Source organism: Tundrisphaera macrotermitis (genome assembly GCF_051175315.1).
Taxonomy (GTDB): domain Bacteria; phylum Planctomycetota; class Planctomycetia; order Isosphaerales; family Isosphaeraceae; genus Tundrisphaera.
The window spans coordinates 4,998,497-5,012,590 of the sequence record NZ_CP195100.1 but is presented as its reverse complement, the minus strand read 5'-3'; the positions used below and the strand labels follow the sequence as shown (position 1 = coordinate 5,012,590).

The following is a 14,094-nucleotide window of genomic DNA, read 5'->3' as shown; positions in this document are numbered from 1 at the left end:
CGAACCCGGATGCGGCCGGGGTGTCCGATCACCGGGCCATGCGAGGAGATCGGCGATGGATGTGGTGGTCTTTGTCGGGCTCCAGGGTTCGGGCAAGAGCACGTTCTACCGGCTCGCTTACGCGGCGACGCACGACCTCGTCAGCCTGGATCGGCTCCGGAACAACCGGCGGCCCCGGCGCAGGCAGATGCACCTGATCGCCGAATCGCTCCGAACCGGGCGGTCGGTGGTGGTCGACAACACCAACCCGACGCCCGAGGATCGCGCCCCGCTGGTCGCCATCGCCCGGGAGTTCGGGGCCGGGGCGGTCGCGGTCTGGTTCGACGAGCCGATCGGGGATTGCCTGGCGAGGAACCGGCAGCGGGAAGGGCGGGAGCGGGTGCCCGACGTGGCCCTGTTCGCGATCAGGGCCCGGCTGGTCGCGCCGGGCCGGGCCGAGGGGTTCGACCGGGTGGTCCGGGCGACGATCGCGGCGACGGGCTGGTTCGCGACCGAGGAGGTCGAGGGGGAGGGGTCATGAAGCCGACGGGATTCGAGAGGCGGATGAGGGCGGGCGAGTCGTTCCACGGGCTCCGGATCCCTCCGGGGTGCTACGCGATCCTCCGGGTGGACGGCCACGGCTTCACCCGGTTCACCGCCGACCGGTTCGCCAAGCCGTTCGACCCGGCCTTCCACGACCACATGATCGCCGCCGCCCGGGAGCTGGTCCATCGGTTCCAGGCCCTCTACGCCTACACCGAGAGCGACGAGATCTCGCTCCTCCTGCCCCGCGACTGGGACCTGTACGACCGCGAGGTCGAGAAGGTCGTGAGCCTGTCGGCCGGGCTGGCGAGTTCCGCCTTCACCCTGGCGTGCGGGGCCTCGGCCCACTTCGACGGCCGGGTCTGGGTCGGGGCGCGGGACGAGGACGTGGTCGACTACTTCCGCTGGCGCCAGGCCGACGCCGGCCGATGCGCCCTGAACGGCTGGTGCTACTGGACCCTGCGCGGGGCCGGCCGCAACAAGACGGAGGCGACCGCGGCCCTCCACGGCCGGCCCGTGTCGTTCAAGCACGACCTCCTGTTCCGCCACGGGATCAACTTCGCCCGGCTCCCCGCCTGGCAACGGCGCGGGACCGGCCTTTACTGGGAGAGCGTCGCGAAGCTCGGATTCGACCCGATCCGCCGCCAGCCCGTCGAGGCGATCCGCCGCCGCCTCAAGGTCGACCGGGACCTGCCGGTCAAGGCGGCCTACGACGAGTGGCTGGGGCGGATCCTGGCGACAGCCGCGTGACCGTCGCCGGCCCCGTTCATCCGATCGGGGCCGCCTCGGGTCGGCGTGCCGGCCACTTGCGGCGGAACTGGCCCGAGGCCCCCGAGCGGATCGGCGAGCCGTGGCCGAAGCAGGCGACCTCGAAATCGAACGCGGACAGCTTCGCCAGGCTCGCCCGGCCCTCGTCCAGATCCTCGTGCATCGGGCTGAGTGCCAGGCCGAAGGCGTGCGCGGCGGCGTCGGCGGCGAACAGGACCCCGCCGTGCCGGGTCCAGAGCAGGGCGATCTGCCCCGCGCAGTGGCCCGGGACGTGGATCGCGCGGAGGCCGCCCGGCAGGGTGTCGCCGTCGCCGACCTCGTGCTCGACCTCGGCCGGCTCGACCGTGGTGGGCATCGCCCCGATCAGGAACCGGCAGATCAGGGCGTTCGCCAGGCCGGGCGTCCGGTGGAGGGGCCGCGCCCCCTCGCCCTTCCGGACCATCGCGGCGTCGAGGGGGTGCATGGTCGCCGTGGCGCCGGTGATTCGCTTGATCTCGGCCAGGCTGCCGGCGTGGTCGACGTGGCAGTGGGTCACGATGATGTGGCGGATGTCGGACGGCTCGCGGCCGATCTCGCGGACGGCCTCGGCGATCTTCGGGCCGCAGCCGGCCACGCCGGTGTCGACCAGCGTCAGCCCGTCCCCCGCTTCGAGCAGGAACGCGTTGACCGGGCCGAGCGACACCTGCCAAAGATCGGGCACCACCGGCTTCACGCCCATCGTCGATCCTCCCCCGACCCATCCTCGCCCCCACGCCCCACCGATCATACCGGACCGGCGTGCCGGCGTCCCCTGCCTGGGTTGTTCCGACCGCCATACCACTCCATGCCGCGACCCGCTATGGTGGAGCCCGACCGATCATCTGGGCGGCTGTGGTTGGCTTGCCAACCACGGCGACCCGGGCAGAGGCCGCGACGACATCCGAGGCGTGGGGCGAGATCATGGCGTTGCGGTTCACGTGGAAAAACGCGGGCGGGCCGCCCATCGACGCCGATGCGATCCGGCCCGAGGCGTTCGCCGGGCTCGACGCGGCCGGCGCGGCGCGGGTGGAGGTCGGGGCGGGCAACCGCATGGCCCCTCTGGGCGACCTCGCCCGGGTCGAGGGGGACGGGGCCGACGGCGTCCTGATCTTCGAAGGGGATCTGCGACGGGTGGCCGGGCTGGGCACCGGCATGGCGTCGGGGCGGATCGAGGTCCGGGGCGACGTCGGGCCGAGGCTGGGCGCGGGGATGACGGGGGGAGAGATCGAGGTCACCGGCTCGGCCGGGATCTGGGCCGGGGCGGAGATGGCGGGGGGATCGATCCGGATCCGGGGGGATGCCGGGGATTGCCTCGGCGCGGCCCTGCCGGGGAGCCGGCTGGGGATGCGCGACGGGGTGATCCTGGTCGATGGCGACGCGGGCGAGGACGTCGGCCTGGCGATGCGCCGGGGGCTGATCGCGGTCGGGGGGCGGACCGGGCCGGGGCTGGGGCGGTCGATGATCGCGGGGTCGATCTTCGCGTTCGGGCCGATCGGCCGGGCGGCCGGGGCCGGGATGAAACGGGGGACGCTGGCCCTGTTCGGCGGGGATGACCCCGACGGCGGATTGCTGCCGACCTTCGCCCCGAGCGGGACGTTCTGCCCTCATACCCTGTCCATCTACCTCCGGCAGCTGGCGGCGTGGGGGTTCGCCGTGCCGGAGACGGCTTCCTCGGCGGGGGTGCGGCGGTACAATGGTGACCTCGTCGAGGGGGGGCAGGGGGAAATCCTCGTGGTCGGGCTGGAGACGCCGTGATCGATTTGAATGCGCGAGCCGTGCGGCTGGTCGAGTCGTTGGTTGCCCGGGCCGAGGAACGGCGGGTCGCCGTCGCCGAGGTCGAGGGCGGGGGCCGGTTCATCGACTGCGGGATCAAGGCCCCGGGCGGATTGCTGGCGGGCCTGGACCTGGCCCGGATCTGCCTGGCCGACCTGGCCGAGGTGTCGATCGTCCCCGGCGACGTCGGCGGGCGGCCGTTCCCCAGCGTCCAGGTCGTGTGCGACCACCCCGCCCGGGCCTGCCTGGGCAGCCAGTACGCCGGCTGGGCGATCTCCGAGGGCAAGTACTTCGCGATGGGGTCGGGCCCGATGCGGGCCGCCGCCAAGTCCGAGAAGCTGTTCGGGGAACTCGGCATCGGCGAGACCCCCGACTCGGTGGTCGGCGTCCTGGAAGGGCGGAAGCCCCCCACGCCCGAGGCCGTGGCCAAAATCGCCCGGGCGTGCAACGTCGCCCCCTCGGCCGTGACCCTGCTGGGGGCCCCCACCGCCAGCCTGGCCGGCGGGACCCAGGTGGTGGCGCGGTCGGTCGAGACGGCCCTGCACAAGCTCCACGGGCTCGGCTTCGACCTGTCGCGGATCGTCTCCGGGCACGGCGTGGCCCCCCTGCCCCCGGTCGCCAAGGACGACATGGCCGCCATCGGCCGGACCAACGACGCCATCCTCTACGGGGCCCGGGTGGTCCTGTTCGTGACCGGCGACGACGACAGCCTGGACGCCGTGGGCCCCAAGGTGCCGGCCGTCGCCTCGCACGACTACGGCGACCCGTTCGCCACCATCTTCGCCCGCTACAACCACGACTTCTACGCCGTGGACCCCCACCTGTTCAGCCCGGCCGAGGTGGCGTTCCACAATCTCGAAACGGGCAAGGTCCACGCCTTCGGCCAGCTGGCCCCCGAGATCCTCATCCGCTCGTTCCTGGAAGCCTGAGCCGTGGCCCAGCGGCACCTGGTCGCCCTGGTCTCCGGCATGGGCTGGCACGTCCAGGACCTCCGCCTCGCCGCCGACCGCGTCGGCGTCCGGCTCGACGCCGTCCCCTTCCCCCGGCTGGTCGGCCGGGTCGGCGACGGCCCGGCGCGGGTCGAGGCGGGCGGGCTCGACCTGCTCAAGGTCGACGGCGTGCTGGTCCGGATGATGCCCCCCGGCAGCCTGGAGCAGGTGATCTTCCGGATGGACGCGTTGCACCTGCTGGAGCGCGCGGGCGTCCCGGTCCTCAACCCGCCCCGGGCCGTCGAGGCCGCCGTGGACAAGTACCTGGCCCTCGGCCTGCTCGCCGCGCGCGGCCTGCCCGTCCCCGCGACCTGGGCCGGCGAATCGGCCCGCGACGCCCAGGCTGTCTTCCATGAACTCGGGGGCGACGTGGTGGTCAAACCCCTGTTCGGGTCGGAGGGGCGGGGGCTGGTCCGCGTCTCCGACGCCGAACTCGCCCTGCGGACGTTCCGGACGCTGGAGCGGATGGCCGCCGTGCTTTACGTCCAGAAGCACATCCCCAACGACGGACACGACGTCCGGGCCTTCGTCCTGGACGGGAGGATCCTCGGTTCGTTCCGTCGCCATGCCCCGGCCGGGGAGTGGCGGACCAACGTCGCCGTGGGAGGCCGGGCAGAAGCATATCGGCTTGAGCCCGATGCCGAGGATCTCGCGCTCCGGGCGGCGTCGGCGGTCGGGGCGAGGATGGCGGGCGTGGACCTCCTGTACGACCGCGACCGGGGCCGCTGGGTGATCCTCGAAGTCAACGCCGTGCCGGGCTGGAAGGCTTTGGCGGCCACCACCGGGATCGACGCCGCCGGCGCGATCCTGGCCGATCTTCGGGATGGATGCTCATGAATCCCCTTTCCCCGGGAAACCGGGCCCAACTGGCGTGCCTGCTCGAAGCGACCGCGCGCAAGCCGGGCAACGTCCACCGCTTTCGGGACTTCGCCGATACCCATTACCTCGACTTCCTCCTGAGCGCCTCGGCCATCGCCGGGCCGATGGACCGGGCGAGAGAAGTTGGCGTGGGCGGCACCATCCTGGCGAGCGTCGAGGCGACGCGGCGACTCGTGGCCAGCAACACCAACCTGGGGATGATCCTCCTGCTCGCCCCGCTCGCGGCCGTGCCGGAGGGCGTTCCGGTCCGGGCAGGGATCGCCTCCTTGCTGGAAGGGCTGACCGTCCGCGACGCCTCGCTGGTCTATCGCGCGATCCGGCTCGCGCAGCCGGGCGGGCTCGGCTCGGCCGACGATCAGGACGTGGCCGCCGAGCCCACCGTGACCCTCCGCGAGGCCATGCAACTCGCCGCCGACCGCGACGCCGTGGCCCGGCAATACGCCGATGTTTATGCCGAGGTCTTCGAGATCGCCGTCCCCGCCTTGCAAGCTCGGATCGCCGAGGGCCGGCCGGTCGAGGCCGCGATCATCGCCGCCCATCTCGGCCTCCTCGCCCGCGTGCCGGACACCCTGATCGCCCGCAAGCGGGGCCTCGCCGTCGCCGAGGAAGCTTCCCGGAGGGCGGCCGACGTCCTCGATTCGGGCTGGCCCGATACGGATTCTGGGGCATCCGCCATCGCCGACTTCGACGCCTGGCTGCGGGCCGACGGCCACGCCCGCAACCCCGGCGCGACGGCCGACCTGGTGACGGCCGCCTTGTTCGTCGCCCTGGGAGATGGGACAATCGCCCTCCCGATCGACCGATTCGAAGCCGGATGAGAGAGGATGCCCGCCGTGCCCCACGCGCGATATCAGGTGCGCGTCACCAAGGATGAGCTGGTCTTCAGCGCCGGCCACTTCATCACCTTCGCGGGCGGCCTGTGCGAACGGGTCCACGGCCACAACTACCGGACCGCCGTCGAGGTGGAGGACGACCTCGACGAAAACCACTACGTCTTCGACTTCATCGCCCTGCGCGACCTCACCAAGGCCATCGCGCTGGACCTCGACCACCGGATGCTCCTGCCGACGCGGTCCCCGCTGATCCTCCTGGAAGACGACGGCCCGAACAACGTCCGGGCCCGCTACCAGGACCGCTACTGGAGCTTCCCGCGCGACGAGTGCGTCCTCCTGCCCATCGCCAACACCACCACCGAACTCCTCGCCGACCACATCGGCGACCGGCTCCGCGCCGAGCTATCCGCCCGGGGCATCCCCCTGCCCCGCGTGATGCGGGTCGAGGTCGAGGAGAATTTCGGCCAGACCGCCACCGCCGAGTGGCGCCGCGACGACCACCCGACGGGGGCCACGGGATCATGAGCCAGGGAAACCTCCACGGCCTGCGGACCATCGTCCTCGGCTCGACCTCGGGCATCGGCCGCGCCACGGCCCTGTCCCTGGCCGAGGCGGGGGCCGACGTCATCGTCCACGGCCGATCGTCGAAGGACGCCGCCGAGGAACTGGCCGCGACGATCCGGTCCATGGGCCGCCGCTCGGCCGTCCTGATGGCCGACCTGGAAGACCGCGACGCCGGCGACCGCCTCGTCGCGGAGGCCTGGGATACCTGGGGCGGGCTCGATGCCTGGCTCCACATCGCCGGCGCCGACACCCTGACCGGCGACGCCGCCAGGCTCCCGTTCGACCGCAAGCTCGATCGCCTCTGGGCCGTGGACGTGGTGGCCACCATGCGGCTCTGCCGCGCCATCGGTCGGAAGATGAAGGAGCAGGGCCACGGCTCCATCGTCACGATGGGCTGGGACCAGGCCGAGACCGGCATGGAGGGGGACTCGGGCGAACTGTTCGCCGCCACCAAGGGGGCCATCATGAGCTTCACCCGGAGCCTGGCCCTGAGCCTCGCCCCCGAGGTCCGCGTCAACGCCGTCGCCCCCGGCTGGATCCGCACGGCGTGGGGCGACGTCGCCTCCCAGACCTGGCAGGACCGCGTGATCCGCGAGACTCCCCTCGCCCGCTGGGGCACCCCCGAGGACGTCGCCCACGCCGCCCGCTTCCTCGTCGCCCCCGAATCCGCCTTCCTCACCGGCCAGATCGTCCGCATCAACGGCGGCGCCGTCCGCTGAATGGCTCCGCCTGGATATATTTGGAAGGGATCGCCCCTAGCCCCCTCCCCGGCCACCCAACCGCAGCGCCACGTCCCATCAAAAGACGTCGACCTCGACCCCGTCATACAGAACGACCATCGACACGATATCGACCAGGGAATAACCGTGTGGGCCATCGTCATGCCCCAGCCGGCCGATGACTCGACAGCGGTAGCTGTACCCCAACGGACCCCCTGCCACAGGCCAGATCCCACTTCCGACCAAGTTCTCATGGAGAATCCCGACGCGGAGTGGGATGGCGACGCCCTGATCAAATGCCTCGATGGAATCCGCGATGTAAAGGTCCTTCCCGCCCAGCAGCAATCCTTGCAGATCGATCGTTGTGCCGACCAACGACTTTCCAAGGAGGTGAGCGTCCGACACTTTCATGGGATTCGGCTTTGGCAGGGTCGATGAAACCGTACTTCCGTTGGGTGGCGGTGGTCAGCAAGCGAGTTGCGGCCACCCGACCAGGAATCACGGAGGATCGGGACCAAGGCTAGCAGAAGGACTGGCCGCCCGGCCACGCCGTCGAGGCCCGGTTCCTGCTAGAATCGGGGGATCATCCCCAGCCCCTCCTCCGAGGACCGGCCATCGTGGCCCCGACCGAAGAAGCGCCGACGATCCCCCGCGTCCTGTTCGTGACCGGCCGGCTGGCCGAGTTCTCGCTCCGGCGCGTCCTGGACGAGGTGGCGCCTCGAGCGGGGATCGCCGCCGAGGTCGCCGTGCTGCCGATCTCGGTGGCCGCGCTGATGACGCCGAAGTGGGTGGCGCGGCACCTGGACGTCCCGCCGGGCATCGATCGCGTGGTCCTGCCGGGGCATTGCCGGGGGGATCTGGCCGCCGTCGAGGCCAAGGCCGGGGTGCCGGTCGCGCTCGGGCCCGAGGACCTGCGCGACCTGCCCCGGTCGCTCGGCCAGAAGGGCGGGCCGGCCGCAGACTACGGCCGGTTCGACATCGAGATCCTCGCCGAGATCAACCACGCCCCACGTTTGGAGTTGGATGACTTCCTGGCGCAGGCCCGCCGGTTCGTCGCCGAGGGGGCCGACCGGATCGACATCGGCTGCGACCCCGGCGGGCCGTGGGCGGGGGTGGGCGACTACGTCCGGGCGCTGCGGGACGAGGGGATCCGGTGCTCGGTCGATAGCTTCGACCCGGCCGAGGTGGCCGACGCCGTCCGCGCCGGGGCGGATCTGGTCCTGAGCGTGAACGCGAGCAACCGCGAGCGGGCCGTGGACTGGGGGGCGGAGGTCGTGGCCCTGCCCGACACGCCGGGGACGCTGGATGGGCTCGAAGACACGGTGGAATGGCTCGACCGCCACCGCGTCCCGTTCCGGATCGACCCGATCCTGGAGCCGATCGGCTTCGGCTTCGCCCACTCGATGGCCCGGTACGTCGAGGCCCGGAGGCGCTGGCCCGAGGTGCCGATCCTGATGGGGATCGGCAACCTGACCGAGCTGACCGACGCCGACTCGGCCGGGATCAACACCCTCCTGATCGGCTTCTGCCAGGAGATGGAGATCCGCAGCGTGCTGACCACGGCGGTCATCAACTGGGCCCGGTCGTCGGTGCGCGAGGTCGACCTGGCCCGCCGCCTGGCGTATCATGCCGTGACGAACCGGACGCTGCCCAAGCACGTCGAGCCGCGATTGGTGATGCTCCGGGGCCCCCGGCCGCACCGGTTCGGCCCCGAGGCCCTGGCGGAGATGGCCCGGCGGGTGAAGGACCCCAACTGGCGGATCTACGCCGAGGACGGCCGGATCCACGCCTTCAACCGGGACCACCACCTCGTCGGCACCGACCCGACCCTCATTTTCCAGGGCATGGGCGTGGACGACCCGTCGCACGCCTTCTACCTGGGCCTGGAACTGATGAAGGCCAAGACCGCGTTGACCCTCCACAAGGACTACCGCCAGGACCAGGCGCTCGACTGGGGCTTCCTCACCGAGCCCGAGGTGTCGCACCGGCCCACCCGGATCAAGCCTCCGGCCGACCCCGACGAGGCCCGTCCGTGATGGGTTTACCGATGGAGCGTGGCGTTCCGGCCTCCGGGTGGCTGTGGTTGGCTTGCCAACCACGGCGCCCACGAGCCCGATCCGGCGAGGGTCGGCCGGCGTCGATGATTCCCGGACCGATGCCGCGACGGCCATCACCCCGCGATCGTAGCGCCGGCGCCGTGGTTGGCAAGCCAACCACAGCCACCCGGAGCCGTCGAGTCTATCGCCAAAATCAGGGGGCGTACCGGCCGTGATCCTGGAAGGCATCGTCACCACCCTGGCCGAAGACGGCACCCTGAACGTCGCCCCGATGGGCCCCGAGGTCGAGCCCGGCGACCTCCGCCGGTTCACGCTGAAACCGTTCCGCACGTCGACCACCTACCGCAACCTCAAGGCGACCGGCGAGGGGGTGCTCCACGTCTCCGACGACGTCCTCCTGATCGCCCGCGCCGCGATCGGGACGGTGGCCGACGCCCCCACCCTGCCCACGCGGGTCGTGCGGGGGCGGATCCTGGCCTCGGCCGCCCGGTATCACGAGTTCCGGGTGGTCGAACTCGACGACCACAACGACCGCACCCGGATCGTGGTCGAGACCGTGGCCGAGGGGCGGCTCCGCGACCTGTTCGGGCTGAACCGGGGCAAGCACGCCGTGGTCGAGGCGGCGATCCTGGCCACCCGGCTCGCGTTCCTGCCCCGCGAATCGGTGCTCGACGACTTCCGCAGGCTCGCGGTGCTGGTGGACAAGACCGGCGGCCCCGCCGAGCGCGAGGCGTTCGCCCTGCTGGAGGCCCACGCCCGGGCCCACCCCGGCCCGGACGGCGGCGCCCGCCCATGACGCGCCTCACGCTCCACGCCCCCAGCCGGCTCCACTTCGGCCTCCTCGCCTGGGGCCCGGACGCCCCGCGCCAGTTCGGCGGGGTGGGCCTGATGGTCGCCGAACCCGGCCTGGAACTGGTCGCCACGCCCGCCCCGGCGTGGTCGTCCTCGGGCCCGCTGTCCGGCCGGATCCTGGAGACGGCCGCGCGGGTCTCCGGCCTCCTGCAAGCCCGGGGGATGGAGGCGCCCCCGCTCGACCTCGCGGTCCGGGGCGTCGCCCGCGAGCACGTGGGATTGGGCCTCGGCACCCAGGTCGGGCTGGGCGTGGCGCGGCTGATCTGCCGGGCGGCGGGATGGGCCGACCCGCCCGCCGAGGAGCTGGCGCGGCTCGCCGGCCGAGGGCTCCGCTCGGGCATCGGCCTGCACGGGTTCGCCCAGGGCGGGCTGATCGTGGACGGCGGCCGGCGGTCTTCGGAAGGAATCCCTCCCCTGCTGGCCCGGCTGGAGTTCCCGGCCGACTGGCTCGTCCTGCTGGTCGTGCCCCGGCACGCCGCCGGGCTCCACGGCGAGGGGGAGCGAAGGGCGTTCGCGGACCTGCCCCCCTTCCCCGAATCCCTGACCGACCGCCTCTGCCGGCTGGTCCTGCTCGGGATGCTCCCGGCCGTCGTGGAGCGAGACCTCGACGCCTTCGGCGCGGCGCTCGACGAGCTGCAACGCCGGGTCGGCGAGGGGTTCGCCCCGGCCCAGGGGGGGATCTACGCCCGTCCCGAGGCGGCGCCGATCCTCGACCACCTGCGGGCTGAGGGCCTCCGGGGCGTCGGCCAAAGCTCGTGGGGGCCCACGCTCTACGGCTTCGCCGATGCGCCCTCCGAGGCGGATCGCGCCGCCATCCTCGCCCGGCTCCGCGACCGTTTCCGACTCGCGGCCGACGAGGCATTCTGGACCCACGCCAGCACCAGGGGCGCCGAGGTCGCGGACGAACCCCCTCCGCAGCCGGCCTGAAACGGCGTCGGGGGACGGCATGAATCCCTGGATCGGGACAAAATTGGACGACCCGAGGAAAAACTATGCTTAAGCCGCCCCCTCGGTCCTGAATATATCGGGCGGAGACCCATCCCGATCCGCCATCCCCCGCACCAGGACGCCGCCGATGCCCGCCACCCCCGCGCAGATCGAGGCCAACCGCAAGAACGCAACACGGAGCACGGGGCCGGTGACGGAGGAGGGGAAGGCCCGCTCGCGGGCCAACAGCCTGAAGCACGGCATGACCGGCGCCGGGATCGTCCTGCCCAAGGAGGACGCCGCCGAGGTCGAACGCCTCGCCGACGCCTTCCGCTCCGAGTTGAATCCCGAGGGGGAAGTCGGCGAGGCCCTGGTCCGCCGGATGGCCGTGCACGTCGTCCGCATGGATCGCGCGGTCGTGCAGGAGTCCGCCGCCCTGTCCACCCACGTCCGGGAGGCGAAGGAAGCCTTCATGGCCTCCGATGATCGCTACGCCGACAACGCGCGGACGCTCCGCAACGAGGCGGCCAACCGCGCGTTGTTCGACGCGTCGAGGGAGGCGATCCTGGCGCGGAAGTACGAGGCCGCCTCGGAACGCGGCTTCCATCGGTGCCTCAAGGAGTTGCGGCGGATGCGGGCCGAGTCCCTGCGTGCCGCCGAGGAGGCCCCCACCGGCGCGCCTTTGCCCGCCGAGTCGCCGGCCCCAGCGGCCGAATTGGCTTCGATTTTCCCCTCCCCCTCCCGGCCGATCGCCCCCTCCGCCCTGACGACGCCGGCCCCCACCCTGCCCCGCGCGACGCCCCCGAAGGCCCGCCCGGCCGCCCTGCCCGGCCATTGCGACATCCCGATCACGATCGGCCGGGCCCGGTGAGCGGCGGCGGGACCCGGGTCGCCCGGGACGCCCGGGGTATGTCCCTTGATCTTGGCGATGTGGTCTTCGGGTGGCTGTGGTTGGCTTGCCAACCACGGCGCCGGCGAGCCCGCCCGGCGATCGATGGCCGGCGTCGATGATCCTCGGCCCGGAGCTGCGATGGTCAGCACACCGCGATCGTGGCGCCGGCGCCGTGGTTGGCAAGCCAACCACAGCCACCCAGGACCGCCGAGCCACATGCCAAAATCAATGGGCACACCCGGGCCTGGTTTCGCCCTTCCCGAATCCTGGCGAATTGATACCATCCCCGGCCGGGGGGCGACCACCGGGCCGGGGGGTGGGTGCGATGGCCGGATCGGGGCGGGGGACGGATCGACGCAAGGGGTTGCGGGCCTGGCCGATCTGGCTGGCGTGCCTGCCGTGGGTCGCCGCGTCGGCCGGCTGCGTGGGGCTCCGGGCGAACGAAGCCCCATTGCGCAACCTGGTCCGCGACCGGGTCGAGCGGCGCCAGGAACGCCGGGCGCCGGCCGATCCCGTGGGCGGCCTGCTCGGGCAACTCGGGCTGCTCGACGCGGCGCAGGACGACCCGGCCGGCGCCGCGAGGGCGCTGGAAGATCACCTGATTAGCCATCCCGAGCCGGCCGGCGCCCTGGCGCTGGCCGAGCTGTCCTACCGCGCCGGGCTGGCCCGCGAGCGGGGCGAACCCCGGCAGGCGATGGCCTGGTATCGCGACGCGGCGGCCCTGGCCTCGATGGGGCTGGCCGAGCCGAGCGGCACCCCGCCCGTGGCGGCGCTCGACCTCCACAACCGGGCCGTGGCCCGGCTGATCCGGATCGCCCACGACGAGGGGAAGTCGGCGAAGGTCCGCTGGCAGGACGTGCTGGGCGAACAGGGGATCGCCCTGGGCAGCTCCGCGCCGTACCTCGCCCCCGACCGGTTCGCCGACCTCCGCGTGGCCTCCGACATCCGCGTGACCGGGATGGACCGGATCCACCGGACCGACGGGCTGGGCGTCCCGCTGGTCGCCCACCGGGCCGTGGACCCCGCCGAGTCGCCCGACCCGCTCGACCTGTTCCACCCCCGCCACCTCCGCACGGCCGCCACGGCCATCCTCTCGGCGCGCGGGGGCCTGGCGGGCTATGAGTGGCGGCGGAACCCGGCCACGCTCGCCCTGTTCGACCCATTCGTCGACCAGGCGGTCCGGGTCGGGCACCGGGACCTCCCCCTGGCCGGGGACCTGACCACGCCCCTGGCCGTGCAGCTGGCCGTCAGCAACCTCTCCGACCTGGAGATGAGCGGGCTGTTCGAGTCCGACTTCCGCCGGGAAGGGGCGGAGGCGGGCCTCTACCTGTTCCGGCCCCACGTCCCGGGCAAGATCCCGGTGGTGCTGGTCCACGGGCTGTTCTCCAGCCCCCGCGCCTATACCCAGACCATCAACGAGCTGGCCAGCGACCCGACCCTGACCTCGCGGTTCGAGTTCTGGGTCTTCCTCTACCCGACCGGCCGGCCGATCCCGGCCTCGGCGGCCACGCTCCGCGCCTCGCTGGAGAAGGCCCGCCACGCGTTCGACCCCGACCACGCCGACCCGGCGCTGGATCGGATGGTCCTGATCGGCCACAGCATGGGCGGGCTCCTGTCCAAGATGATGGCCCAGGACAGCGGCGCGACCCTGTGGGAAGCGGCGTTCCGCCGGCCAATCGACCGGCTCAACGCCTCGCCCGAGACCCGGCAGGTGCTGGAGCAGGCGCTGCTCTACCGGCCCGTCGCGTCGGTGGCCCGGGTCGTCTTCATCGCCACGCCGCACCGGGGCAGCCCGATCGCCGACCAGTGGTTCGGCCGGACCATCGCCTCGTTGGTCAAGCACTCCGACGAGCAGACGGCCATCGGCAAGGAGCTGGAGAAGCTGAACGGCCCCGACCTGATCGCCCCGGAGATCCGCCGCGCCCCGCTCAACGCCGTGGGCAACCTCCGGACCGACAGCCCGATCCTCCGCGCCCTGGACACGATCCCGATCCGGCCCGGCGTGCCCTACCACTCGATCATCCCGCTGGTGGGCGGCCGGATCGACAGCGACGGGGTCGTCTCCCGCGCCAGCGCCCACGTCGACGGGGCGGGCTCGGAGATGACCTTCCCCGGCACCCACTTCTCGCAGCAGGACCCCCGCGTGACCCGCGAGCTGCGGCGGATCCTCCTGGAACACATCGGCATGAGCGGGGCGGAGGCCCGGGCCGCGGCGCTCGAAGAGGCGCCCGAGATCCCGGTGATCGACTCGCCGGTCCCCTGAACGCGGGACGGCCCCGCGACCTCCCCGGAAGCCGGGGC

15 protein-coding genes are annotated in these 14,094 nt (G+C 72.5%); 13 read left to right on the top strand and 2 right to left on the bottom strand.

The window, feature by feature from the left end:
* The first annotated feature begins 55 nt into the window (after nt 1-55).
* Together TA3x_RS20305 and TA3x_RS20300 are read left to right on the top strand one after the other, a co-directional pair.
* Entirely contained in the window at nt 56-520 is a 465-nt protein-coding gene (locus TA3x_RS20305) for an AAA family ATPase (protein ID WP_435016495.1), read from the top strand.
* Nucleotides 517-1,272: a tRNA(His) guanylyltransferase Thg1 family protein gene (locus TA3x_RS20300; protein ID WP_435016494.1), complete on the top strand. Its 756-nt coding sequence runs from the start codon at nt 517-519 to the stop codon at nt 1,270-1,272. The genes TA3x_RS20305 and TA3x_RS20300 overlap by 4 nt, the downstream gene beginning before the upstream one ends.
* A 16-nt stretch (nt 1,273-1,288) precedes the next feature.
* Here the strand turns inward: TA3x_RS20300 and TA3x_RS20295 are convergent, their stop codons facing one another.
* Entirely contained in the window at nt 1,289-2,008 is a 720-nt protein-coding gene (locus TA3x_RS20295; RefSeq protein WP_435016493.1) for an MBL fold metallo-hydrolase, read from the bottom strand.
* A gap of 221 nt (nt 2,009-2,229) precedes the next feature.
* On the opposite strand from TA3x_RS20295, the gene TA3x_RS20290 reads away from it, so the two are divergent.
* The 6 genes from TA3x_RS20290 to TA3x_RS20265 are packed head-to-tail and all read left to right on the top strand — an operon-like array spanning nt 2,230 to nt 7,065.
* Nucleotides 2,230-3,063 (top strand): formylmethanofuran dehydrogenase subunit C, encoded by an 834-nt coding sequence (locus tag TA3x_RS20290; RefSeq protein ID WP_435016492.1) that lies wholly within the window; start codon nt 2,230-2,232, stop codon nt 3,061-3,063.
* On the top strand, nt 3,060-4,010 hold the full coding sequence (mch, locus tag TA3x_RS20285) for a methenyltetrahydromethanopterin cyclohydrolase (RefSeq protein WP_435016491.1): 951 nt from the start codon (nt 3,060-3,062) through the stop codon (nt 4,008-4,010). Before TA3x_RS20290 ends, mch begins: the two co-directional genes overlap by 4 nt.
* A 3-nt stretch (nt 4,011-4,013) precedes the next feature.
* The gene (locus tag TA3x_RS20280) at nt 4,014-4,907 is read left to right on the top strand and encodes an ATP-grasp domain-containing protein (RefSeq protein ID WP_435016490.1); all 894 of its coding nucleotides are present in this window, start codon (nt 4,014-4,016) and stop codon (nt 4,905-4,907) included.
* Nucleotides 4,904-5,767, top strand: coding sequence for a triphosphoribosyl-dephospho-CoA synthase (locus TA3x_RS20275; protein WP_435016489.1), 864 nt, complete (start codon nt 4,904-4,906; stop codon nt 5,765-5,767). The genes TA3x_RS20280 and TA3x_RS20275 overlap by 4 nt, the downstream gene beginning before the upstream one ends.
* 6 nt (nt 5,768-5,773) lie before the next feature.
* Nucleotides 5,774-6,307 (top strand): 6-pyruvoyl trahydropterin synthase family protein, encoded by a 534-nt coding sequence (locus TA3x_RS20270; protein ID WP_435016488.1) that lies wholly within the window; start codon nt 5,774-5,776, stop codon nt 6,305-6,307.
* A complete protein-coding gene (locus TA3x_RS20265) occupies nt 6,304-7,065 on the top strand; it encodes an SDR family NAD(P)-dependent oxidoreductase (RefSeq protein ID WP_435016487.1) in 762 nt (253 codons plus the stop codon). The genes TA3x_RS20270 and TA3x_RS20265 overlap by 4 nt, the downstream gene beginning before the upstream one ends.
* Nucleotides 7,066-7,143: 78 nt before the next feature.
* Here TA3x_RS20265 and TA3x_RS20260 read toward each other — a convergent pair whose 3' ends face one another.
* Nucleotides 7,144-7,476, bottom strand: coding sequence for a hypothetical protein (locus tag TA3x_RS20260; protein ID WP_435016486.1), 333 nt, complete (start codon nt 7,474-7,476; stop codon nt 7,144-7,146).
* Between the two features lie 206 nt (nt 7,477-7,682).
* Here TA3x_RS20260 and TA3x_RS20255 point away from each other — a divergent pair, with 206 nt between their 5' ends.
* The 5 genes from TA3x_RS20255 to TA3x_RS20235 all read left to right on the top strand — a co-directional run bounded on the left by TA3x_RS20255 (nt 7,683) and on the right by TA3x_RS20235 (nt 14,056).
* Nucleotides 7,683-9,101: a DUF6513 domain-containing protein gene (locus TA3x_RS20255; RefSeq protein ID WP_435016485.1), complete on the top strand. Its 1,419-nt coding sequence runs from the start codon at nt 7,683-7,685 to the stop codon at nt 9,099-9,101.
* 232 nt (nt 9,102-9,333) lie between these two features.
* On the top strand, nt 9,334-9,918 hold the full coding sequence (locus TA3x_RS20250) for a DUF447 domain-containing protein (RefSeq protein ID WP_435016484.1): 585 nt from the start codon (nt 9,334-9,336) through the stop codon (nt 9,916-9,918).
* A complete protein-coding gene (locus TA3x_RS20245) occupies nt 9,915-10,901 on the top strand; it encodes a beta-ribofuranosylaminobenzene 5'-phosphate synthase family protein (protein ID WP_435016483.1) in 987 nt (328 codons plus the stop codon). The genes TA3x_RS20250 and TA3x_RS20245 overlap by 4 nt, the downstream gene beginning before the upstream one ends.
* A gap of 148 nt (nt 10,902-11,049) precedes the next feature.
* The gene (locus TA3x_RS20240; RefSeq protein WP_435016482.1) at nt 11,050-11,772 is read left to right on the top strand and encodes a hypothetical protein; all 723 of its coding nucleotides are present in this window, start codon (nt 11,050-11,052) and stop codon (nt 11,770-11,772) included.
* Between the two features lie 346 nt (nt 11,773-12,118).
* A complete protein-coding gene (locus TA3x_RS20235) occupies nt 12,119-14,056 on the top strand; it encodes an esterase/lipase family protein (protein WP_435016481.1) in 1,938 nt (645 codons plus the stop codon).
* Nucleotides 14,057-14,094: the final 38 nt, after the last annotated feature.